Source organism: Marinomonas sp. PE14-40, assembly GCF_051623805.1.
GTDB lineage: Bacteria > Pseudomonadota > Gammaproteobacteria > Pseudomonadales > Marinomonadaceae > Marinomonas.
In genome coordinates, this window is sequence record NZ_CP130700.1 from 4,029,100 (window position 1) to 4,050,953 (window position 21,854).

Annotated in this window: 19 protein-coding genes; 12 read left to right on the plus strand and 7 right to left on the minus strand. The window is 43.0% G+C overall.

Annotated features, from left to right (window positions below):
* Window positions 1-53 precede the first annotated feature (53 nt).
* Window positions 54-671 (minus strand): helix-turn-helix transcriptional regulator, encoded by a 618-nt coding sequence (locus Q0A08_RS18600; RefSeq protein WP_438462963.1) that lies wholly within the window; start codon window positions 669-671, stop codon window positions 54-56.
* An 85-nt stretch (window positions 672-756) separates the two neighbouring features.
* Window positions 757-1,374 (minus strand): LysE family translocator, encoded by a 618-nt coding sequence (locus Q0A08_RS18605; RefSeq protein WP_438462964.1) that lies wholly within the window; start codon window positions 1,372-1,374, stop codon window positions 757-759.
* Between the two features lie 134 nt (window positions 1,375-1,508).
* Here Q0A08_RS18605 and Q0A08_RS18610 point away from each other — a divergent pair, with 134 nt between their 5' ends.
* Window positions 1,509-1,973: an Lrp/AsnC family transcriptional regulator gene (locus Q0A08_RS18610; RefSeq protein WP_046017707.1), complete on the plus strand. Its 465-nt coding sequence runs from the start codon at window positions 1,509-1,511 to the stop codon at window positions 1,971-1,973.
* Window positions 1,974-2,026: 53 nt separating this feature from the next.
* Here the strand turns inward: Q0A08_RS18610 and Q0A08_RS18615 are convergent, their stop codons facing one another.
* The 3 genes from Q0A08_RS18615 to Q0A08_RS18625 are packed head-to-tail and all read right to left on the minus strand — an operon-like array spanning window position 2,027 to window position 4,961.
* Window positions 2,027-2,716 carry a hypothetical protein gene (locus tag Q0A08_RS18615; RefSeq protein ID WP_438462965.1) on the minus strand — a complete coding sequence of 230 codons (690 nt, stop codon included), beginning with the start codon at window positions 2,714-2,716 and terminating at the stop codon, window positions 2,027-2,029.
* Window positions 2,706-3,719 (minus strand): 4-hydroxythreonine-4-phosphate dehydrogenase PdxA, encoded by a 1,014-nt coding sequence (gene pdxA, locus Q0A08_RS18620; RefSeq protein WP_438462966.1) that lies wholly within the window; start codon window positions 3,717-3,719, stop codon window positions 2,706-2,708. The genes Q0A08_RS18615 and pdxA overlap by 11 nt, the downstream gene beginning before the upstream one ends.
* A gap of 9 nt (window positions 3,720-3,728) precedes the next feature.
* Window positions 3,729-4,961: a four-carbon acid sugar kinase family protein gene (locus tag Q0A08_RS18625; RefSeq protein ID WP_438462967.1), complete on the minus strand. Its 1,233-nt coding sequence runs from the start codon at window positions 4,959-4,961 to the stop codon at window positions 3,729-3,731.
* Window positions 4,962-5,104: 143 nt separating this feature from the next.
* Between Q0A08_RS18625 and Q0A08_RS18630 the strand changes: the two genes are divergently transcribed.
* The 5 genes from Q0A08_RS18630 (at window position 5,105) to Q0A08_RS18650 (ending at window position 11,870) form a co-directional block, all read left to right on the plus strand.
* The gene (locus Q0A08_RS18630; protein ID WP_438462968.1) at window positions 5,105-5,983 is read left to right on the plus strand and encodes a LysR substrate-binding domain-containing protein; all 879 of its coding nucleotides are present in this window, start codon (window positions 5,105-5,107) and stop codon (window positions 5,981-5,983) included.
* A gap of 68 nt (window positions 5,984-6,051) precedes the next feature.
* Window positions 6,052-6,474: a MarR family winged helix-turn-helix transcriptional regulator gene (locus tag Q0A08_RS18635; RefSeq protein WP_046017702.1), complete on the plus strand. Its 423-nt coding sequence runs from the start codon at window positions 6,052-6,054 to the stop codon at window positions 6,472-6,474.
* A 93-nt stretch (window positions 6,475-6,567) separates the two neighbouring features.
* Complete coding sequence (locus Q0A08_RS18640; RefSeq protein ID WP_438462969.1) at window positions 6,568-7,236, plus strand: glutathione S-transferase family protein; 669 nt, start codon at window positions 6,568-6,570, stop codon at window positions 7,234-7,236.
* Between the two features lie 108 nt (window positions 7,237-7,344).
* Window positions 7,345-10,578 (plus strand): outer membrane lipoprotein-sorting protein, encoded by a 3,234-nt coding sequence (locus Q0A08_RS18645; protein WP_438462970.1) that lies wholly within the window; start codon window positions 7,345-7,347, stop codon window positions 10,576-10,578.
* Complete coding sequence (locus tag Q0A08_RS18650) at window positions 10,575-11,870, plus strand: DUF1302 family protein (protein ID WP_438462971.1); 1,296 nt, start codon at window positions 10,575-10,577, stop codon at window positions 11,868-11,870. Before Q0A08_RS18645 ends, Q0A08_RS18650 begins: the two co-directional genes overlap by 4 nt.
* An 82-nt stretch (window positions 11,871-11,952) precedes the next feature.
* Here Q0A08_RS18650 and Q0A08_RS18655 read toward each other — a convergent pair whose 3' ends face one another.
* Window positions 11,953-12,849 carry a LysR family transcriptional regulator gene (locus Q0A08_RS18655; RefSeq protein WP_438462972.1) on the minus strand — a complete coding sequence of 299 codons (897 nt, stop codon included), beginning with the start codon at window positions 12,847-12,849 and terminating at the stop codon, window positions 11,953-11,955.
* Window positions 12,850-12,997: 148 nt separating this feature from the next.
* Between Q0A08_RS18655 and Q0A08_RS18660 the strand changes: the two genes are divergently transcribed.
* Window positions 12,998-13,597, plus strand: coding sequence for a short chain dehydrogenase (locus Q0A08_RS18660; RefSeq protein ID WP_438462973.1), 600 nt, complete (start codon window positions 12,998-13,000; stop codon window positions 13,595-13,597).
* A gap of 30 nt (window positions 13,598-13,627) precedes the next feature.
* Window positions 13,628-14,707, plus strand: coding sequence for an ABC transporter substrate-binding protein (locus Q0A08_RS18665; RefSeq protein ID WP_438462974.1), 1,080 nt, complete (start codon window positions 13,628-13,630; stop codon window positions 14,705-14,707).
* A 100-nt stretch (window positions 14,708-14,807) separates the two neighbouring features.
* On the opposite strand, the gene Q0A08_RS18670 is transcribed toward Q0A08_RS18665, so the two are convergent.
* Window positions 14,808-15,569 carry an IclR family transcriptional regulator gene (locus Q0A08_RS18670; protein WP_438462975.1) on the minus strand — a complete coding sequence of 254 codons (762 nt, stop codon included), beginning with the start codon at window positions 15,567-15,569 and terminating at the stop codon, window positions 14,808-14,810.
* Window positions 15,570-15,935: 366 nt separating this feature from the next.
* Between Q0A08_RS18670 and aldA the strand changes: the two genes are divergently transcribed.
* From aldA to Q0A08_RS18690, 4 genes are all read left to right on the plus strand, one after another.
* On the plus strand, window positions 15,936-17,360 hold the full coding sequence (gene aldA, locus Q0A08_RS18675) for an aldehyde dehydrogenase (protein WP_438462976.1): 1,425 nt from the start codon (window positions 15,936-15,938) through the stop codon (window positions 17,358-17,360).
* A gap of 216 nt (window positions 17,361-17,576) precedes the next feature.
* On the plus strand, window positions 17,577-18,854 hold the full coding sequence (locus Q0A08_RS18680; protein ID WP_438462977.1) for an MFS transporter: 1,278 nt from the start codon (window positions 17,577-17,579) through the stop codon (window positions 18,852-18,854).
* 2 nt (window positions 18,855-18,856) lie between these two features.
* On the plus strand, window positions 18,857-20,092 hold the full coding sequence (locus Q0A08_RS18685; protein WP_438462978.1) for a mandelate racemase/muconate lactonizing enzyme family protein: 1,236 nt from the start codon (window positions 18,857-18,859) through the stop codon (window positions 20,090-20,092).
* Window positions 20,092-21,726, plus strand: coding sequence for a GMC family oxidoreductase (locus Q0A08_RS18690; RefSeq protein WP_438462979.1), 1,635 nt, complete (start codon window positions 20,092-20,094; stop codon window positions 21,724-21,726). Before Q0A08_RS18685 ends, Q0A08_RS18690 begins: the two co-directional genes overlap by 1 nt.
* Window positions 21,727-21,854 lie beyond the last annotated feature (128 nt).

Below are 21,854 nucleotides of genomic sequence, written 5' to 3' on the forward strand. Positions count from 1 at the left end.
CTCTCCGTTTAAGCTAAATGTTGAATAGCGTATTTGTTGCATTAATTGAATGATCAGTGCTGTCGAACATCTCGTAACAGGGTGTATAAACTGGCTCTTGAGATGCCAAAAGCCTTGGCAACATAGTCGCTAGAACCTCTTATTTGAAAAATCTGATTGGCTTCTAGGGCCGCCACTATCTTGAGCTTGTCTGCTTTGCTTGTTGCATGCATTGCCATCCCAAGTTCGGCCAAGGTTTTAGCTATGATTTGGTTTGCATTTTCGCGCCAATCTGAGCCCATCAGGGCAGGGCTTTGTTGCTCTGACTCAATATCGATTAACGACGCCAGTAGCTTGGCAGATTGCGCGAATAAACCGGTTTTCATATTGATGCAAAGAAGGTGGGTTGCGACGCCTTTATCATCTCTTAATACGCTGGTAATCGATTTTGTGCTTTCACCTTCTGGGGTGGATTTCGAATAGGGCCCAATAATGGCTTTGTTATCAATTTCAGTGGTGAGCTCATCTTCATCTATCAATGAATCATCACCCACTTTTCGGTTGGAATAAGGGTTCTCGATATGCGCAATTTTGCCTGAGCCTAAATCGTGTATGACGACCTCAAGTTGATTGGGCAATAAGAGTGAAATGGCTTTACATAACACTCTGTAATTTTGAAGAGAATCAGACATCTTAGTTTCCAATATATTAACCAATAGATAAATTAGATTTTTACAATTTATCTATAATTGGACTGTTTGTCTAATTTTATTTTTATTAAATCAAACTGATTAGCTGCCAGCCCCCAAAGATAATCAACAAAACGCCCGCAATCTGACTGACTTTTAGCATCCATTCTGGGCTAATTTTATGGCGTACCATGGTGACTCCAATTGCTAGCATCAGCCACCAAGCCGCAGAGCCTAAAAAGACCCCAGTGACCATGGTGCCAGCTGAACTTGATGTCAGAGAGATACTGCCGCCAAGAGCCGAGAAAACTGCCACAAAAGACAGTATTGTCATGGGGCTCGCGAGTGTTAGTGCAAGAGTCGAAAAGAAAGCGCGGAAAATACCTGCTGCTTTTTTACTTGTACTAGCTGTGCTGTCTGGTGTTTTGGCTCTCAGTAAGCCTTGGCCTAACCAAATTAAAAAGAGCCCACCAAATAGTGCCAAGGGGGCCGAAAGGGAGGTAAATGCTTGAGTCACCGCCGCGAGTCCAAAAGCCCCAATGGCCCCATAAACCGCATCGGCAGATGCCGCACCTAAGCCGGAAGCAAAGCCTACTTTTGCACCACTGGTTAGAGTGCGTTGCATGCATAATAAGCCAATAGGGCCAACGGGAGCTGCAATGGATAAACCAATGACAGCGGCTTTCATCAATAATAAAAAGTCCATCGGACCTCTCCTTTAAGTCAGTAAATGAATAGGCATATTTTGACAAAAGAGAAGAAGGGGCTAAATAATGAAGTTTCTGAATAAATGTGAATTGAACTAAACTATTTAGGTAAAACAACAAAAGTACCGAAATTATGAAAATAGATCCTTTATCTTGGAAAATTTTAACGGCGGTTCAAAATGATGGGCGCATATCCTTAAAAGCCCTTGCGAATGAAGTTGGCTTGTCTTTACCCGCAACCTCAGAAAGGTTAAAGCGGTTAGAAGAAAGTGGCATTATCAGTGGTTATAGCGCCACCATATTACCTGAAGCCATCGGCTATAAGGTGATGACCATAATCGGCATGACCACATTACAGCCTAATAAAACTCGCTTGATGCAAGAGTTAAATGAAATGCCAGAGGTGATTGAATGTTTGCATGTAACAGGACAGGATTCTTATTTATTAAGAGTAGTAACACGGGATTTGCAGCACCTTGAAGACTTTGTTGGCTCGATTAACCATTTTGGTGAAACCCGTACTTCTATTGTGTTATCACACCCGATTCGAATGCGCCCGCTAAAGCCTGCTCCTGCTGAAACACAGTCAATTTTTTAGTACTTTGACTTAGCCAATTTTTTCGAATCGGCTAAGTCTAAAAGATTACTGAGTTAATGGTCTAAAGCCAGCTTAGCGACACAGGTCTGAATGGCATCTAATTGGCTAGAAAGGTCGGTATTTGCGGCTGGAAAAAGGCCATCTAATGCAGCCGTACCTATGGTAAAGCCTGCGGCATTTGCTTCATAGGCCGCAATAATTCGTTCAGGTCCTGCAATAGAGCCTGCCATTATCACAGGTTTATTGATGGCACTTGTTACCGCAGCCATGAGTTCTGGTACGGATTCACTTGAACGATAAGCTAATAAATCTAACCCATGTACACCCTCATGTTGAGTGAGTGAAATAGCGCTTTGAACTATGTCTTCTATGCTACCCATAAGATTACTTGGGTGGCCTTCAATTCGCCCTGGGAAAGGGTAATATTGAATATTGCTATCTTTGAGTAGAGGTAGAACATGCTCAACTCTTGTGCCCCCTAAAAGGTAATCGACTCCAATTTCGACAGCAGCTTTAGCGGATGCAATTTCGCTATCCGTATCAAGAGAAACAACTTCAATATAGCTTGTGGCACCGCCCGTTTTTATCAGCTTATTTAATGCTTTTAGGTCTTCAATAGGCAGGCCAATATCTTTAAATCCTATGTGCTTGATGCCAGCGTTGATTGCTGTTATTAAATGTTGTTTGGCGTCTGCCACAGTGCGGTCATTACGGGTAAGCATAAAGATAAAATTATAAGTCATGGTTGGCCCCTTGGTTTTTACAATTGATGAGTTTTGTTGCGTAGCTAATGGCTGTTTCTAAACTTGCGTGATCTGCAATACCTTTACCTGCAATATCAAATGCCGTGCCATGATCTGGGCTTGTACGTATGAAGGTTAGTCCCAGAGTGATATTAACCCCAGTTTCTATGCCCATATATTTCACTGGGATCAGACCTTGGTCATGATATTGTGCGACGACAATGTCGAATTTTCCTTGTCTTGCTTGCATGAAAACCGTATCCCCTGGCCAAGGGCCACTGACTAGATATCCTTTTTCTTGAGACGCTTTAATGGCTGGTTGGATAATATCGATTTCTTCTCGACCGAATAGACCGCCTTCTCCCGCGTGGGGGTTGAGCCCTGCAACGGCAATACGAGGCTGCTGAAACCCCAAGGCCTTAGCGCCCTGTTGAGCAAGTTCTATCGCTTGTATTTGTCCATCAAAATTAATCCTGTCTAACACCTCTCTCATGGAGCAATGAATACTGACTAATACCGTGCGTAACTCTTGATTTGCAAGCATCATGGCGACTTTGTCAGAGTCACAATAATGAGCGAGGATTTCAGTATGACCTGGGTATTTGATACCCGCCAAACTAAGGGATTCTTTATGAATAGGGGCGGTGACAAGTGCTGATACCTTATCTGTTTTTGCTAATTCAATCGCTGTGACTATGGCGTCAAAAGCAGCTTTGCCATTATCTGCATTGATTTCACCCACCTTGGGTAATTGGGTGAAGTGCGAGCTCGCGATCAGATTAATAGTATTAGCGCTAAAATTTGCCTCTTCAGGGCTTTGTATCTCATGGATCGACCAGTTTACCGATACCTGTTGGATTGCCCCTTGCATCACAAGAGGATCACCTATCACCACACATTGAGTCGTAAATGTGGGTGCAGTGAGTGTTTTAGCGATGATTTCAGGCCCTATTCCGGCCGGGTCTCCCATTGTTATGGCAATGGGGGCTTTAACATCTTGCATAGAAATACCTCAGTCGTGAGTGGTGAGAAGTGAATGAGCGGCTTGATAAAGTACGTCCGGTCCACCAAAGCCGCCTGCTTTCATGGCTAACGCTAAAGGCGTGCCTGTTTCATCTATGGCTTTTGCGAGGGGAAAGCCCGCCTCAAATTCACCTATAAGTTGAAATGACTTAACCGAAAGTGTGCTGAGTATGGCGTCCATCGTTTCCCCACCTGTTGCTATCAGAGCATCAAATTCCTGTTTATGAATGGCGTCTTGCGCTTCTGATGTGAGGTTTTTGAGGACAGTTTTTGCATTATTTCGGGGTGATTTAGGCACAGTTAAGCAAGCAATTTGAGCATCTTTTTTATCATGCTTAGAAAGTGATTTGGCGTTAAATACCACGGGAACACCTTTGCTCTTTAAGTATTCACATTGGGATTGGCTAACGGGATTAGCACTACCTATTACAATTAAGCATTTTTTTGCTTTAACTTGGGTCTGAGCTTGATAAAGGGGTTCCTTGTTAGAGTGAGAGTAAGTTCTAGCTGTTTTGTCTAGGGTATTAGCCAGTGCTTGCGCAAGACCGGGAGAGCCTATCCAAAGTACCTTGTGTTTATTGGGGATAAGCGCAACTTGCTGGTTTAGCTCAGTTTGGGTTTTAGCATCTAGAATAAGCGTAAATTGCTGTCTAGCTGCCTTTGTTATGTCTTCTTGGCTTGCCGTTGTCGATATGATTGTCGCTTGACCTAAAGAAGGTGCAATCAAGTCTTTAATTGAACTGGTTCTGGCCGGATGCACAGGGTCGTTAGCGTATTGGCTGGTGGAAACGCTTTTGCCTTGCACAAACTGTATGCCATTGTGTGTGGTTCGCCCTGCATCAGGAAAGGCGGGAGCGATGATAATATTGTGAAACCTATCTTTTTCAGCCGATTGATAAAGGGCCTCTAATTCAGCTCGAATATGACCTCTTAAGGTGGAATCTATTGTTTTATAGATAATCTGCTGGCTAGAAAATGTGTGGATAGCCTGCTGAACACGTTTTATAGCGGCTTGTTCACTAACTTGTCTGCTGCCTGTATCAAGTGCAACTAGCTGGGTATTTATTTCGCTTTGTTGTGTTGTTTCTAGTTCAAGAAAGTCTTGTCGAAGAACAAGGGAAGAGAGCCCTTTTGCTAAAAAGGGGGCGGCACCATCTGCGGCACTGGTTAGGTCGTCTGCTATGATGGCAATATTGGCTGAAGTCGCATTTAAGTTTTTCATACTGGTGATTCTAGTGAACCTATTAATTAAAAAAAGCCATATTTTTTAACCATTATTGGTGATAAAAAATCACCAACAATCTATCTTGTATTAAAGCTTTATATGGCAGAATGTGAGCGTAAGTAGAACCTAGGAGAGGAAGGATGAAGCAGGTAAAAATACCATCTCTTAATGATCTAAGAGCATTCGAGGCCGTTGCGAGGTTGGGTACAGTGCGTGCTGCAGCCAATGAAATTGCCGTCACCCATGGTGCTGTGAGTCGACGTATTCGTAATCTAGCTGACTATATTGAGGTTCAGTTATTTCAGGTTGAGGGGCGTGGCATTCGTTTAACCTCTCAGGGTGAAGTGTTAGCAGGAGCTGTGACTGATGCTTTTGAGTTAATCCAAGAGGCGTTAGCTGAGATACAAGCTCCTGAGCAAGCAGGTCCCATTCTTTTATCCTGTGAAAGGTCAGTGGCGATGCGTTGGTTAATGCCAAGGTTGAGTGACTTTCAAACTCAATACCCTGAAGCGGATTTGCACTTATCCTTTGGGGGTGGTGAGCTGGATTTCACCAAAGATAAAGCCAGCATCGCGTTGCGTCGATTAGATTTTGCCATTGATCCTCATTATCAAGTCGATGTTTTAATGCGTGAAAAAATGGGGCCAGTGATGACGCCGAGTATGCTTGAGGCGTTTGAAAGCGGTGACTATATTGGCCTTGGTTCTAAAACTCGCCCAGAAGCATGGAGAGATTGGTTAGCTAAACATCCAGATGTGCCTAAGCCAAAAGAAGTGCGCTATTTTGATCACCATTTTTTCATGGTTGAAGGGGCCGCAAGTGGTCTGGGCGTGGCGTTATGTCCTAAGGTAATCGCCTTTGACTATGTGCAAGATGGCCGATTAATCGATCTTTATGGTTTTAAAGAGGATGGTACTGAATATGGCCTTATTTATCCTAAGTCGATGAAAATGAATGAATTTACCTTAGCGTTAAAGTCTTGGTTGAGCCAAATTGCGGCGGAAATAGACAAGCTCTAGTCCTGTTTATTTATGATGGGAAGGATAAATAATTTGCAGTTTAATGCGTATGCATGTATTTTTAAATAATGAAAAATAAAATTGAACCTTGCTTAGCTTTATCTATTCGCCGTGCTGACCGTATTATCAGCCAAGCCTATAACGACCGTTTGTCTGTTTTAGGTATTCGTTCAACTCAGTTTTCTGTGTTGAGAGTGATAGATGTGATGCAAAAAGCCAGTGCTAAAGACTTACAACAACACCTTTCCATGGAGCAACCGACTGTTTCTCGGGCATTAAAGCCCTTGATTAGAGATGGTTATATTCTGGTGAGTGAAGGCAAAAACAAGAAGGAAAAGTGGCTGACGCTTACGCCGGAAGGTAAGACGTTATTTGATCAGTGTATGATTCCTTGGCGACAAGCACAGGATGATTTAGCCGCTCATTTAGGGCCTGAAACAAGCCAGCTATTGCATGAGTTAAGTAACAAAATCGTATCTTTTAAGAGCTAATTGTTAAGTTTTAAAGAAAATGAACGAGTATTTTAATAAACAAGTAAATACATGCATATGCATTCAGTTTTTAATTTTTAATCGAGGTGAATAATGCAGCTATACACTTATCCTGTTACGACAAATGCGCTGAAAGTGGCTTTATTAGAGGCTTATATCAAGCCTTTTCTCGATTTAGGCATAGAGCAAAGGCTAATTCAGTTAAAAAAAAGAGAGCAGAGTCAGGCGGATTTTTTAGCGATTAATCCTAAGGGGAAAATTCCCGTTTTAGTGAATGCTGCACGTGGAGAAACAGTGACAGAATCCAATGCAATCTTGCTGTATTTACTTGGCCTTCCTCAAGTTCAGGCAGTGCCTGAACTAGCCAAATTAAGTCAAGGATCTAATGTTATGTCTTGGTTGTTTTGGCAGGCAAGCGATACGGGTATCGATAGGGGGGGTTATCACTTTAATCGTGTTCTCTTACCTCATTGGGGTGTTAACAGAGCCCATGAACCCGATGAAGAGCAGCTAGGTAAGTTTTCTAAAAGTTGCCAAGTGCTAGAGCAGGTACTCGCCCAAAATACTTATTTATGTGGCGATGACGTGAGTGTGGCTGATATCTCAGTCGCTGCACTTTTCATGTTCCATCAAGAAGCTGGCATGCCACTAGATAATTACCCACATCTAGTGGCATGGCTAACACGTTTAGAAGCAAGAAGCTGGTGGCGTTCAGCTAAGGATGAGGCGGTCGATTTTATCGGTGATTTGACGCACCGATAGGGATATTGAGCAATGAGTAGTGGCTTTTAGTTGTTACTCATTTTATTTATATAAATACATGCATATGCATTTTTGTTTTGTTACAGATCTCTGTAACGGGAGTTTAAGATGAAAGATTCAGCCCCAGCCGCCGTCAGTGCGGCATCACCTAACGCTGTAAAAGAGTTGAATAGGAGCCAAGGCTACCGGCTGTTTAGTTGGATAGTGTCACACCCCAAGCGGGTTTTAATCTTCGGCTTGCTTCTTATGGCGTTGGTCATTTCCCAAATTACCTCGCTTACCAAGGATACTCGCGCTGATGCCTTTTTAGCTGATGATAATAGCGCGCTCGTGTATCGGGAAAAGGTGAAAAAAATCTTTGGCTTAAGTGACCCTTTGGTTATCGCCGTGGTTGCTAAAGACAGCATCTTTACCCCTGAAGGGCTAAATGCAGTACAAGCTGTGACAGATGTGGTGATGGATCTAAACAATATTGACCCAGACGGCATTACCAGTTTGGCCACAGAGAACAATATATTTGGCACTCAAGAAGGCATGGAGGTTGAGCCTTTTTATGAGTATGAAATAGAGAGTCAGGCAGAAGCCTTAGTAGTGCGAGATGCGATTCGCGACTTTCCGCTTTATCAGGGTAGCCTAGTTGCCCAAGATGAATCGGCTACCTTGGTGGTGGCTGAGCTTTTAGATGAGAAGCTCGTGGAGCAGTCTTACGATGACATGGTCATTGCGATGAATGAGCTGACTTTGCCACAAGGTATTCAGCTTTATGTAGCAGGTGAAGGGGCTGTTTCTGGTTATCTAGGCAGCTATATTGATGCGGATGCAAAGCGCTTAAACCCGCTTGCTGGTGTCATTATTACCTTGATCGTGTTTATCGCCTTTGTTCGCTTTGGTCCCATTATTATGGGGAACCTAGTAATAGCCGCATCTGTATTAATGACGATAGGGGTTATGGCGTTTGTTGGTGTGCCGTTTTATGTCATTACTAATGCTTTACCTGTGATTTTGATTGGTATTTCTGTGGCTGACAGTATTCACATTTACAGTGAGTATTTTGAGCGTCGTGCTCTTTATCCAAATGAATCGATCAAAGAGTCAATCATTCAAACCATGATGGAAATGTGGCGTCCTATTACACTGACCACATTAACCACAGTCGCTGGATTTATGGGTCTGTACTTTGCCGCTTATATGCCTCCATTTAAGTTTTTTGGTCTCTTTACCGCTGTTGGCGTGTCTGTGGCTTGGTTTTATTCACTGGTGGTATTACCTGCGGCCATGAGTATTATTAAGACAGAAGTAAGGCCCGGATTTGCAGCTAAAGTACGTTCACAAAAGCATGATATGACAGCGCGTTTCATGGTTTTTTTAGGCCGTATTACTGCGCGTTTTGCTAAGACTATTCTTGCTTTGTCATTGGTTGTTTTTGTTCTAGGTCTATTTGCAGCGAGCCACTTGGTGGTGGATGAAGAACGCATTAAAACCTTCCACCCAAGTGAGGCGCTTTATGCGGCGGATGAGGTGATAAACAGCCGCTTCGACGGCTCAAACTATCTGGATATTGTGGTAAATACTCAGGATATTGAAGGTATATTCGATCTTGAGGTGCTGGCTAAAATGGAAGCACTACAGGTCTATGCTGAAGGTCTTGATTATGTCGAGGGTTCCACCTCATTAATTGATTACTTGAAGCAGATGAACCGTTCTTTAAATGACGGTGATAAAGCCTTTTACCGTTTGCCTCAAGATCAGGATTTAATTGCTCAATTCTTCTTATTGTATTCCGCTTCAGCTGAACCAACGGATTTTGAAGAAGAAGTCGATTATGACTATCAAAGAGCCAATATTCGCCTAACCCTAAATAATGGTTCTTATGTTAATACCAAGGACGTGGTTGAAGACCTGCAATCTTATCTGGATAAGCAATTTAATGATGGCAAGGTGAATGCTACGTTAACTGGCCGAGTGACTCTGAATTACCACTGGATTAAAGATCTGGGTGAAAGTCATTTCTTCGGCATGGGGATCGCTTTATTTCTGGTATTGCTAGTTTCTTCATTGTTATTGAAGTCCCCAGTTGCTGGGTTTTATACCTTGATCCCCGTGGCGATGAGCATCCTTCTGGTTTACTCGTCCATGGTGTTGTTTTCTATCTCATTAGGCATAGGCACCTCTATGTTTGCGGCGGTTGCCATTGGCCTTGGGGTCGACTTTGCCATACATACGATAGAAAGAATGAGAGCCCTATATCAGGTAGAAAAAGACATGAAAAAGACCTTCGCTCGTTTTTATCCCTCAACAGGTCGCGCTCTGTTGTTTAACTTACTCGCAATCGCCTTAGGTTTTGGTGTACTGATTTCTAGTAAGGTGGTGCCTCTTAATAACTTTGGTGCCATTGTCGCCATCTCTGTTGTCACCAGCTTTCTCTTTAGTCTGACCTTATTGCCCGCACTTATCATGCTGTTTAGACCTAAGTTTATTCTGCAAGAAAAAGCCGTTAAATCAGGCATAAGGCTATCAAATGCGACACCTTTGTTATTAGTTGGCTTAGTGGGAGCTGGGCTTTTCTATCAAGATAAGGCGCAGGCTAGCCAGAACGATACGGCTTTACCTGATGCAAATTGGATAGTAGAGCAAATTAACCATGTGGAAGAGGGTCGTCAGAGTTCCAGCAAGTTATCCATGACCTTGATAGATAGACGCGGCAAGGTAAGACAAAGAGAAACCGTGAGCTTTCGCCAATATGTGGGGTTAGAAAAGCAGACAGTACTTTATTACTTATCCCCTAGAAACGTGAAAAACACAGCCTTTTTGATCCATGATTTTCCAGAAGCTGAGCGTGATGATGATCAATGGTTGTATCTACCTGCACTACGTAAAGCTCGTCGCATTTCTGCATCGGATCGCGGTGATTATTTCTTAGGAACGGACTTTAGTTACGAGGATATTAAAAAAGAGGGCAAGTTTGAAACCGCTGATTTCAAGTTTAAAACCTTAGCCAAAGAGACTCTAAATGGTGTGGAAACCATTAAGTTAGAAGCTATGCCGATAGATAAGAAAACCTCGCGAGAGCTAGGTTATGGCCGCCAGGAGGTTTGGGTGGATCCGAGCAATTGGATAATCCAAAAGGCTGAATATTGGGATATCAAGATGAACCCATTAAAAACCTTAACTATCAGTGATGTACGTAAGGTTGAGGGCATTTGGACTCGTCATAATTTAAAAATGGTGAATCATAAAACGGGTCATAGTTCTGAGTTTATTTTCTCTAATATGAATTACAGCAAAAAAATTAAAAATAGCGTCTTTACACGTCAGGCCCTAAGCCGAGGAGCACCAAAATGAAACCTCAATTATTAGGGGCGATATTGACGCTTATTCCCAGTCTGAGTTTGGCGCTTGAAATGAGTCATAGCCTTAAAAGTCAAACCAGTTATGGTACCGGAACGAGTGAGTGGCAGCAGTCTGATTGGCGCCTTGATAGTGAACTTTATCAAGGCTTAGAGAATGGTGAGATTACTGGTATTTTACGCAGCCGCTTTGACTTGCAAGATAAACTTAACTCGGATCAAACACTGAATAATTATAGCGCCCACTCTGAGCCGCTAACCGCTGGTGATCATGAATGGGTCGAGCTAAGAGAACTGTATTGGCAAGCAGGCTTTGATACCAGTTATTGGCGAGTTGGTAAGCAGCAAGTGGTCTGGGGGGAAGCTGATGGCATCAAACTATTAGATGTGATTAATCCACAGAGCTATCGTGAGTTTATTCTGGATGACTTTGATGACTCTCGTATTCCTTTGTGGATGGTAAATGGGGAGTTTCAAGTTGGGGAAGAGGGCACTTTGCAGGCTCTATGGGTATTGGATAACAGCACCCATGAGTTAGCACCGTCCAGTTCGCCTTTTGCCTTTACTAGCCCTGTGTTAGTGCCGAATAGCGCCGCTGTGCCAGCAGGTGTTACTGCCATATTAGAAGAGGCAAACACACCTGCCATGACACTTGAAAACAGTGATTTTGGTTTACGTTATACCAGCTTTATTGGTAACTGGGACTTCTCTCTTAATTACCTCTATCACTATGTGGATGAGGCGGTGATTAGCGCAAACTTAAGTGGCTCTTCTCTCATTTTAACGCCTGATTATAAGCGTAGTCATTTACTGGGTGGCTCTGCTTCTAGTGTCTTTGGTGATTGGGTACTAAGAACAGAATTTGCTTATGAAACAGATAGGTACCATAGAACAACGGCATCAATACCGGGTGTTGATAAAGCCGATCAATGGGGCATCTTGGTTGGTTTAGACTATCAAGGTATGACGGACTATTTGATCTCGGTACAGTGGTTTCAATCTAATCTTGTGGGGCAAACGGAAAACTTGGTGAAAAATCGCCAAGAAAATACCTTGAGCCTTCTGGTGGAGCGAACCCTCTTTAACGAAACCTTATTGTTTAAATGGCTACACCTACATTCAACCGATCATGGTGATGGAGTTGTTCAGCCGCAAATTAGCTATAACTTAGAGTCGGATTTTGATGTTTTCTTAGGGATGGATATCTTCTATGGCAACGAAGGTGGACTCTATGGGCAATTTGATGAGGCAGACCGTATTAGTGCTGGCTTTGAATGGGGTTTTTAAGCTAACTGTTTATTTTTGGTCGAATAAATCTCCTTCGCTTTTTTGAGTGAGGGAGTTTTTATATGGGAGTAAAGGTTAGATTTTAGTTTGGATTGTTGTCAAGCATAAAACGTACTAGTTGGTTGAGAGCTGGATTCTTTAAACGGTTGGATGGGTAGACAAGAGATACTGGAGCAGGCTCTCCTTGAAAAGGCTCTAAGATTGATATTAACTCACCACTGTTTAAATAAGGTTGGACGAGGAAATCAGGTAGAAAAGCAATTCCATGGCCTGCTGCAGAAAACTCGGCCGCTATGCTTCCTTGACTTACTTCCATTGTACCTGTGACATTGACATGCCGTTCTTTATTGCTTTCAAAATATCGCCATCGACCAGGAGTACGAATAGTTGAATTGGTGACACAGTTATGATGAATAAGTTCTTTAGGGTGCTTCGGCAACCCATGTTCTTTTAAATAGCTTGGGTTGGCCACATACATCACCTTTAGATCCGCAAAGCGGCGAGCGACTAGCCGAGAGTCTGGTAGTTCATGCACGCGAATGGCAAGATCGATACCTTCTTCAATGAGATTAACATAACGATTTACCAGTAGGGTGGTGATTTTGACCGCAGGGTTTAATTTAGCAAACTGACTGATAAGTTTAGTTACGCCTAATCTTTCTGCATTTGGCGGGGCTGTGATGCGAATATGGCCTGTCATTTGCTCTTGATTTTGATCAGCCCTACTTTCAAGTGCTTCTAATCGATCAACCAACTCTTTGAACTCTTCCAAGTAATACGAGCCTTCCGCCGTTAAGTGCATGGCGCGTGTTGTTCTGTATAACAGTTGACAATTAAAGTGCTCTTCTAAATCAGATACCTGTCGGCTCACCGCTGATACGACTAAATCTAGCTCTCTTGCTGCCTGACTAAAGCTTTTTTTGTCAGAGACAATAAGGAAGGTTCGTATTGCTTTAATAAGATCTATTTTTCTTATCATAAGAATAGTGTTTTCATATTTTGCTTATTTTTCATGGAAAAGTTCGTAGTTATAGTGCTCTTAACCTAATGGTAAATCAATAGATCTGCTTCATGTCGAGTTTAATCACAATATGAAAAAGGTCTTTATATAAAACGGAGTAAAGGTGATGAAAATTCTTTTAATTGGAGCATCCGGCACGATAGGTAAGGCTGTAGCTAACCGCCTTGGCGAAGGTCATGAACTCATTCGAGCAGGCTTTTCTGATGGCGATGTGAAGGTCGACCTCGGCAGTATCGAATCGATCAAATCTATGTTCACTGAGGTGGGTCACTTAGATGCGGTAATTTCAACCGCTGGAGTTGCTAATTTTGGAGCATTTGACCAGTTGCCAGATGATGAATATCAACTGGCTCTAAGTAATAAATTGATGGGGCAAGTGAACCTTATACGTCTAGGTCGTGGTTATATGAATCAAGGTGGCTCAATTACGTTAACGTCTGGCGTGCTATCCCGTGAGCCGATGCAAGGTAGTGTTGCTGTCAGCATGGTTAATGGTGCTTTAGAAAGCTTTGTTAAAGCTGCCGCTATAGAGTTGAATAACTTTCGGCTAAATGTTGTGTCTCCTGTTTTTGTAAAAGAAACCATGGCCATGATGGGGATGGATACCAGCAGTGGTTTATCGGCAGATGATACGGCAAAAGCCTATGTTTCTGCAGTGATGGGAACGGCACACGGAATGACCCTAGATGCGCCTGATTATGTTTAAACTGACCAAAGTGATGATAAGGAGAAAATGATGAATAAATTAATATCTACGTTTATCACATTAGCAATGACAGTTTCGAGTGTATTCGCTGCAGAAATCGAAACTCGTTCTCTAGAAGAGTTATACGCTGAGGCAGTGTCTGAAGGAGGAGAGCTGGTGCTCCGAGCAGGAGGCGATAAAGATGATCAAGCTGATTATTATCTGGATATGTTTAAAAAACGCTTCCCTAAGATAAAACTGACACACAGTGTCGATTTAAGTTTTTATCATGCGTCACGTTTTGATAACGCACTAGAGAAGAACGATGGAGCTAATATTCCAGACATTATACAACTGCAAACCTTGCATGATTTTGATTATTACGCCGAGCATGGTTTGTTAGAGATCTATAAACCTAAAAATTGGGATAAAGTTTATCCTGACTATAAAGATCCACACGGCAATTGGGTAGGGCTGTTTGGCGTCGCCTTTAGTAATGTGGTCAATACTAAGGTGATTGCAGAAGATAAGGCGCCGCGAGATGCATTGGATTATTTAGACCCTTCGCTAAAGGGAAAAATTATTCTAACCTATCCTCATACGGATGATGCTGTGCTTTATCAATTTTGGAATTTGAAGGAAAAATACGGTTGGGAATATCTAGAAAAATTGATCGCGACTGAGCCAACTTGGGTTCGTGGTACGTCAATGCCATACGTTGCTATCAATAATGCTTGGTATGGTGCCAGCTTTACATCATCTTGGGCATTTGTACCTTGGCCAGAGAGTGATACCCGTTTTATGTTGCCAAAAGAAGATTACTTTCTTACTTGGTTTCAAGTCGCGGCTATTCCAGTCCAAGCCAAGAATAAAGCCGCGGCTAAGCTTTATTTAAACTGGATGCTTTCTAAAGAGTTTCAGGGTAAGTGGTTACAGTTTCCGGCTAGAATGGATGTCGCATCACCAGGTGGCTACAAAGAGGTACGCCATTACAATACCTCGCCTGCAGACTTTCACCGATTTATGTTAAAACGCGATAAAGTAGAGCGTTTTCGCTTACAAATGGAACAATTAATTGGGCCATATGAGGGTGCTGCACCACTGGAAATGAACTACAGTGTCAAGCCGTGATTAGATTCTAAGAACTCGGTATAAATATGACAAAGTAAAAAATACTATGGCGCTTGTCACCTTCTTAAGTGTTGGTGGCGAGCGAATATATGTATTTAGATCAACCTATCCTTGATGACAGTTGTCGAGCTGCCTGTATGAGTTTTTTTGCATTATCTCTGGCTTCTTGTTGGTCTAGGTAATCACCACTGATACTGGCACTGATGGCGGCAACTGGCTCATTTCGTAAGTTTAAAATCGGTGCTGAGATACAACTGACTCCTGCCTCTATTTCCCCGTGAGTGACGGCATAGCCTAAGCGTTTTGCTCTATCTAATTCTTCTTGAACTGTCTGCCACTCTTGCTTGATTTGCGGGTTAACCTTTTTCTCTGAGGCTAGGTAAGTTTGCTGAAACTCAGTGCTGCGCATAGAGAGGATCGCTTTCCCTGATGCGGATTGATAAAGAGGCATGGTTTGGCCAATAAAGATATTAAATGCACTGTTTAATGAGGTTTCTAATTTAGATACCACCACTATGGTATTGCCCACAGGCACGCTTAAAAAAATGGTCTTATGGATCTCGTTTTTAAGAATCTCTGCAATAGGATAAAAGAAGGGAATGATGCTCTGTTTGTTGTAAATGGTAGAGGCAATTTGAAAGATCTTTGCGCCTATGCAGTAAGACTTTTTGCGACTTGGGTCATGGGCCACCATTTGATGTTCTAACAGGGTATTAATAATGCGATGGCCACTGGCAGAAGGAATGCCGGTTTGTTCACAGATTTCAGACAATGTCATAGGGTAATTCGCGCTGGCAAGAAGGTCCATAATAAGTACTGAACTATCGACTGCTGGGGCTTTCGACTTCTCTTTCTCTGACATAGCTTGATCCTAAAAGTGATGTGACTCATAGATTAAAATTCTATATATGGAAAAACTGGCGTAAAACTCTCTGAATTAATCCCACTTTTTTAAACCTGATTCCCTGAGGGAAAATAAAGTGAAAAAAATACAATTTTTTTATTTTTGGCTAACCATAGACGATAACTGGCTTGCGCTGCTCTTCTCTCTTTAAGGGTGAACTTAGTGACTGATTATCGAAAAACTGAGCTAAGCTTAAAGACCCGAATTATAAGGCTTTCAAGATATTATTCCATATATAGAATAAAAATTTCTCATATGGAATGTTTTTTGACTCAAGCAGGTGAGAGGTTTTAGCATGGCCATATTCAGTAAAAGGGTGAACCCATGAGAAGCGATCAAAATTTTATCAATAATGCATTTGTCCCATCTATCACAAGCAAGGCTATGCCTGTTTATAGCCCAGTAAATGAAGCACAAGTTGCTCAGGTTGCACTAGCCAGTGCCGAAGATGCGCTGGGTGCTGTTGATATTGCTGCCAAAGCCCAGAAAGGCTGGCGTCAACTGACCAGTATTGAGCGTGCTGGTTTCCTTCATAAATTGGCAGATGCTTTGTTGGCCCGTAAAGAAGCCATTGGTCAAGCGTTGGCATTAGAATCAGGTAAAAGCCTTGAAGATGCGACTAACGAAGCGGTTTACGCGGCAGATATTACCCGTTATCACGCTGAATGGGCGCGTCGTATTGAAGGTGAAATTATTCCTAGTGATTCGCCATCAGAAAACCTCTTATTGCAAAGAGAGCCGATCGGTGTGGTGGCTTGCCTAATCCCTTTTAACTATCCGGTTTATACCCTGTTGCGCAAAATTGCCCCGGCTTTAATTACTGGTAACAGTGTGGTGGTACGCCCAAGTAACAATACCCCAAGCTCAGCGTTTGAAATTGCGAAAGCTTTGCAAGATTCAGGCATTCCAGCAGGTGTAGTGAATATTCTAACTATGGATCACGCCACTGCTGAGAGCGTATGTACTCACCCTAAAGTTGGCATGATTACCCTTACTGGCAGCGTAGGCGCTGGCCGTAAAGTGTTGGAGTATTCTCAGGTAAATATTGCTAAATCTTCTTTAGAATTAGGTGGAAAGTCGCCAGCCATTGTTGAAGCAGATGCCGACCTTGAAAAAGCGGCCCGTGAGATAGTGGCATCTAAAACGACTAACTGTGGTCAGCTTTGTACTGCGATCGAAAGGGTTTATGTACATGAGGCCATTTATGATGAGTTTGTTGCCTTACTAAAAGGGCAGATGAGCGAACGTCAGTTTGGTGATCGCGCACAAGATGCCAGCTTTATGGGGCCGCTCATTAATGAGAATGCTCGTTTAAACATACATCAAATGGTTGAAAGAGCCATTGATGATGGCGCATCTCTAGAGGTCGGTGGCTATATCCCAGAAGGTAAAGGTCACTTCTATCCTCCTACTTTATTGACTAACTGCCGCCAAGATATGGAAATCGTACAAGAAGAGATCTTTGGCCCAGTTTTACCTGTCCTTAAATATACCGATGCGGATCAAGCCTTAGAGCTGGCAAACGATCACCAGTTTGGTTTGGCATCGGTTATCTACACAGAAAATTATCGTACTGCCATGAAGGTCGCCAACAATATCGAAGCGGGTGAGATTTATATTAATCGTACACCTGCTGATCCTTACCAAGGCTTCCATGCTGGTTGGAAACGTTCTGGCCTAGGTGGCGATGATGGTAAGCACGGTATGTTGGAATATACACAAACCCGATTAGTTGTTCTTAACTACTAGTGAGTGTGAGTGACGTTAGTGTTTGCTAGCGTCACGTTACCGCTAACCGACTAACTTTTCCCTTAACTAAATATGCCTAAAAAAGAGAGGTAGGTTTTCGCTCGCTTAAAAAAGTAATAAAGAGGCATTTTTTGCCTTAGAAACACCTGTAGACACTTAAAAAAACCATAACAAAAACAACACGAATAAATAGAGATTAAGACTATGAGTGACACCATGACAGCCAGACCTGAGGCATCAGGTAAAAACCTGAACTTAAAGCGTTATTTCCAGTTCACCTTATTACTTTTAGCCGCAGGGGCTATCTACCCTTTGTTGTATTTAAGGCAGAATTTTGAAAGCTCGATTTTGGAGGTTTTTCAAATAACCTCGGGCGATTTGGGCAATTATTACTCCATGTTAGGGGTAGTGTATTTTGTTTGTTATGTACCTAGTGGCTGGTTGGCCGATAAGATTTCACCAAGGCTTTTGGTCACCCTATCTATGGTTGGCACAGGGGCATTAGGTTTGTGGTTTGCTAGCATCCCATCCAAAGAAGTATTGGTTTACATCTTTATGGCATGGGGCATAGCAGCAGGATTGACCTTTTGGGCCTCTATGATTAAAGGTGTGAAAATGCTGGCTCATAAGAACGAGCAAGGTCGATTCTTTGGTGTGCTGGATGGTGGTCGTGGTTTGGTGGAGGCCGTATTAGCAACGATTGCTATCGCCATTTTTGCCTATGCCATTGAAAGTCAGGGGCAAAGTACCACGCTTGCACTTAAACAAGTGATTTATATGTACTCATATACTTGTATTGCGATTGGTGTGCTGACCTTTTTCTTTTTCCGTGGAGAGGCAAACAAGGAAGAGGCGTCAGCGCCAAAAATGACGAGTAAGAATTTGTTTAGGGATTTGAAGTTCCTTGCCTCTATTCCTGAACTGTGGATGGTCGCTGCGGTTATCTTTTGTGGTTACCAGCTTTTTTGGGCGACATACTCTTTCTCTTCATTTATGCAGCTTGGTTATGAAGTGAGTGCGGTGACTGCAGGTTTTATTACCGTGGCTAAACTTTGGATGCGTCCGATAGGCGGCATAGGGGCGGGATTTTTAGGGGATAAGTACGGCAAAGAAAACATCCTAGCGGTTGCCCTTGCAGGTTCGACCTTGGGCTTGGTGGTCATGATCGTTTTCCCTCAGCTTAATACGGTTTATTTCCTATTGGCGATAGTGCTTCTAATTGGTGTTTTAACCTATGCCATTCGTGGTCTTTATTGGGCCATCTTGGATGATTGTGACATCCCTCTACAGGTAACGGGTCTTGCTATAGGTGTAATTTCCCTAATTGCTTACACACCCGATATCTTTCTACCTCAAATCAACGGTTATTTTGCTGCTCGCTATGAAGGTATTACCGTCTATAACCTGTATTTTGGCTATATTGCAGTAATGGGTGCTTTAGGCACGCTAGCAGCCCTTAAACTTAAATCAATGACAGCTAAGAAGAAGTCTTAATCATGAAAGTAACCCATTGCGATACTCATATTGTTGCCACGCCACCGCCTCATGTAGGGGGTATGTATTGGGTTTTTGTTAGCCTGAAAACAGATGCTGGCATCGAAGGGGTTGGTGAAGTCTACGCTGCTACCTTTCACCCAGAGGTGATGGTGAAAGCCATAGAAGACGTATTTGAGCGCTTTTTAAAAGGGCAGGATCCGCATCATATCGAACGCTTTTTTAGGGAAGCTTATTCAAGCGGTTTTACCCAAAGACCTGACTTAACCATGATGGGGATTGTCAGTGGTTTGGAGATGGCCTGCTGGGACATTATTGGTAAGGCAGCGGGTAAGCCAGTCTACGAGCTGATAGGGGGCAAGGTGAATGACAAACTACGCTCATACACTTATCTCTATCCTAAGGATAAAAACGGTGACTATAACTACGACAATGTAGAGCTGGCTGTTGAATGTGCTTTAGCTGAAAAAGAGCGTGGTTTCACTGCTTTAAAATTTGATCCAGCTGGCCCTTATAGTGCTTATTCTGGACAGATGATTTCCCTTGAAGCCATGGAAAAGTCCGCCACCTTTTGTCGTCGTATTCGTGAAGCTGTAGGTAATAGCTGTGATTTACTCTTTGGTACACACGGGCAGATGGTACCCGCTTCAGCGGTGCGTTTGGCGAAGCATTTGGAACCTTTTGACCCTATGTGGTTTGAAGAACCAGTACCGCCAGGCCAAAGTGAAGCGATGGCAAGAGTCGCAGCTAAAACTAGCATTCCAGTGGCGACAGGTGAAAGGCTAACGACTAAGTATGAATTCCATGATGTTCTAAAACACAATGCGGCTTCGATTTTGCAAATGAACCTAGGCCGAGTAGGCGGCATTTTAGAGGGTAAGAAAATTGCCGGAATGGCCGAAGCCTATTATGCCCAAATCGCACCGCATCTTTATAACGGTCCAGTAGGTGCGGCTGCGAGCATTCAATTAGCGGCGACCTTGCCAAACTTCTTGATCCAAGAAAGCATAGGCACTTGGGATGGTTTTCATGCCGAGGTGCTGGAAGAAAAGATCAATTGGCAGGATGGCTATATTATTCCTTCTGATAAGCCTGGTTTAGGGGTTGAGCTTAATATGGAGACAGTCAAAGCTTGCTCTCCTTATCGTGGTAAAACTTTGCACCTTTCCATGGATCCAAGGCCTTATGATGTGAAACGAGAATCAGGGACCGAGTGGAAACATATTCCGGAGAAGTGATGATGGAATTTGATTTTATTATTGTGGGCGCTGGGTCTGCTGGCTGTATTGTGGCAGACAGGTTGAGCGAATCTGGACGACACTCGGTCTTATTGATCGAAGCGGGGGGCAGAGATGTCTCTCCTTGGATCAAGCTGCCTGTGGGTTTTGGTAAAACTTACTACAACCCAAAATACAATTATATGTATTACAGCGAAGCCGAAAAGGAAATGGCTGGACGTAAATTGTACGCCCCAAGAGGTAAGGTGCAAGGTGGCTCAGGCTCGATCAATGCCATGATTTATGTGCGTGGCCAAGCCTCTGACTTTGATGATTGGGCAAAGGCCGGCAATCAAGGTTGGTCATATCAAGATGTACTGCCTTACTTTAAAAAACTAGAGCAGCACCCGCTTGGTGAGACACCATATCATTCTGATCAAGGCAAGATAGGTATCTTCCCAATGAAAGATGGGGCCCACCCCATCTGCCAAGATTATCTGGCGGCGGCGAAAGAGTTGGGTTATTCCTTAAATGATGATTTTAATGGGGCTGAATTTGAAGGCGCTGGGGTATATGAGACCAACATCAAAAATGGTCAACGATCCTCCAGTAACATTGCTTATTTAAAGCCAGCCTTGAAGCGAGACAACCTCACTCTTTGGCGTGTTAGCCAAGTTGAAAAGATAGTGCTAAATGAAAAGGCAGCGCTAGATGAGGCTAACCGTGCAACTGGTGTAGTGGTACGTCATGAAGGCGAGCTAGTCGAGGTTAAGGCTCACAAAGAGGTAATACTGTGTGCGGGGGCTGTTGATTCACCTAAGCTTCTGCAACTATCAGGTATTGGCGATAAAGACGAACTTGAGGCCAAACACGTCGCGACTGTGCAGCATTTGCCAGGAGTAGGGAAGAACCTACAGGATCATTTGTGTGTGAGTTATTACTATCGCGCTAAGGTGAAGACTTTAAATGATGTGTTTTTATCTTATTCTTCTCAGATTAAAGCTGGGATTGAATATGTGATTAATCGCACGGGTCCTTTATCTATGAGTGTGAATCAGGCAGGTGGCTTCTTTAAAGGCAATGAGCAAGAGGCTGAACCTAATATTCAGCTCTACTTTAACCCTATGTCTTATCAGATTCCGGTGGATCCTAATGCCAGCTTAGAGCCCGAGCCTTATTCTGGTTTTTTATTGGCATTTAATGCTTGTCGCCCTACTAGTACGGGCACCATTGAGCTTGCTTCTAATAATCCTTTGGACGCGGCCTTGATCAAGCCAAATTATTTGTCGACCCAAAAAGATAAGGATGAAGTTATTCAAGGAAGCCGCTTGATTCGTAAAATGATGCAGGCCAAAGCTTTGCAGAAGATTACCGAAGAGGAAGTGATTCCAACCTTATCCCAGGTAAATGATGATGAGAGTATGTTGCAGTACTTTCGAGAGAAAGGTGGATCTATCTATCATTTGTGCGGTTCTTGCAAAATGGGGCCAAACCCAGACGATGCTGTTGTCGATGATAGGCTGAGAGTTTATGGTATCAGCGCATTGAGAGTCATAGATGCATCTATCTTTCCTAATATTACTTCGGGCAACATCAATGCCCCTGTGATGATGGTGGCTGAAAAAGGCGCCCAGATGATATTGGAGGATTGTTAAGGTTTTTATATTCACTCTCTTTGGTCAGTGATTGTTTCCAATTGTTTTGTTTTATTGCAAAAGGCGACATTACTGGCTGAATTGTGTGAATTTATTGCCACGCCAAGCAAGATGTAATTAATTTCATA

What these genes read in the sequence shown, in the direction of transcription:
- Q0A08_RS18600 (WP_438462963.1), bottom strand. Translation starts at nt 671, where the DNA reads ATGTCTGATTCTCTTCAAAATTACAGAGTGTTATGTAAAGCCATTTCA.
- Q0A08_RS18615 (WP_438462965.1), bottom strand. Translation starts at nt 2,716, where the DNA reads ATGACTTATAATTTTATCTTTATGCTTACCCGTAATGACCGCACTGTG.
- Q0A08_RS18630 (WP_438462968.1), top strand. Translation starts at nt 5,105, where the DNA reads ATGAAGCAGGTAAAAATACCATCTCTTAATGATCTAAGAGCATTCGAG.
- Q0A08_RS18635 (WP_046017702.1), top strand. Translation starts at nt 6,052, where the DNA reads ATGAAAAATAAAATTGAACCTTGCTTAGCTTTATCTATTCGCCGTGCT.
- Q0A08_RS18665 (WP_438462974.1), top strand. Translation starts at nt 13,628, where the DNA reads ATGAATAAATTAATATCTACGTTTATCACATTAGCAATGACAGTTTCG.
- Q0A08_RS18655 (WP_438462972.1), bottom strand. Translation starts at nt 12,849, where the DNA reads ATGATAAGAAAAATAGATCTTATTAAAGCAATACGAACCTTCCTTATT.
- Q0A08_RS18610 (WP_046017707.1), top strand. Translation starts at nt 1,509, where the DNA reads ATGAAAATAGATCCTTTATCTTGGAAAATTTTAACGGCGGTTCAAAAT.
- Q0A08_RS18670 (WP_438462975.1), bottom strand. Translation starts at nt 15,569, where the DNA reads ATGTCAGAGAAAGAGAAGTCGAAAGCCCCAGCAGTCGATAGTTCAGTA.
- Q0A08_RS18685 (WP_438462978.1), top strand. Translation starts at nt 18,857, where the DNA reads ATGAAAGTAACCCATTGCGATACTCATATTGTTGCCACGCCACCGCCT.
- pdxA (WP_438462966.1), bottom strand. Translation starts at nt 3,719, where the DNA reads ATGCAAGATGTTAAAGCCCCCATTGCCATAACAATGGGAGACCCGGCC.
- Q0A08_RS18690 (WP_438462979.1), top strand. Translation starts at nt 20,092, where the DNA reads ATGATGGAATTTGATTTTATTATTGTGGGCGCTGGGTCTGCTGGCTGT.
- Q0A08_RS18605 (WP_438462964.1), bottom strand. Translation starts at nt 1,374, where the DNA reads ATGGACTTTTTATTATTGATGAAAGCCGCTGTCATTGGTTTATCCATT.
- Q0A08_RS18645 (WP_438462970.1), top strand. Translation starts at nt 7,345, where the DNA reads ATGAAAGATTCAGCCCCAGCCGCCGTCAGTGCGGCATCACCTAACGCT.
- Q0A08_RS18680 (WP_438462977.1), top strand. Translation starts at nt 17,577, where the DNA reads ATGACAGCCAGACCTGAGGCATCAGGTAAAAACCTGAACTTAAAGCGT.
- Q0A08_RS18640 (WP_438462969.1), top strand. Translation starts at nt 6,568, where the DNA reads ATGCAGCTATACACTTATCCTGTTACGACAAATGCGCTGAAAGTGGCT.
- Q0A08_RS18625 (WP_438462967.1), bottom strand. Translation starts at nt 4,961, where the DNA reads ATGAAAAACTTAAATGCGACTTCAGCCAATATTGCCATCATAGCAGAC.
- Q0A08_RS18660 (WP_438462973.1), top strand. Translation starts at nt 12,998, where the DNA reads ATGAAAATTCTTTTAATTGGAGCATCCGGCACGATAGGTAAGGCTGTA.
- aldA (WP_438462976.1), top strand. Translation starts at nt 15,936, where the DNA reads ATGAGAAGCGATCAAAATTTTATCAATAATGCATTTGTCCCATCTATC.
- Q0A08_RS18650 (WP_438462971.1), top strand. Translation starts at nt 10,575, where the DNA reads ATGAAACCTCAATTATTAGGGGCGATATTGACGCTTATTCCCAGTCTG.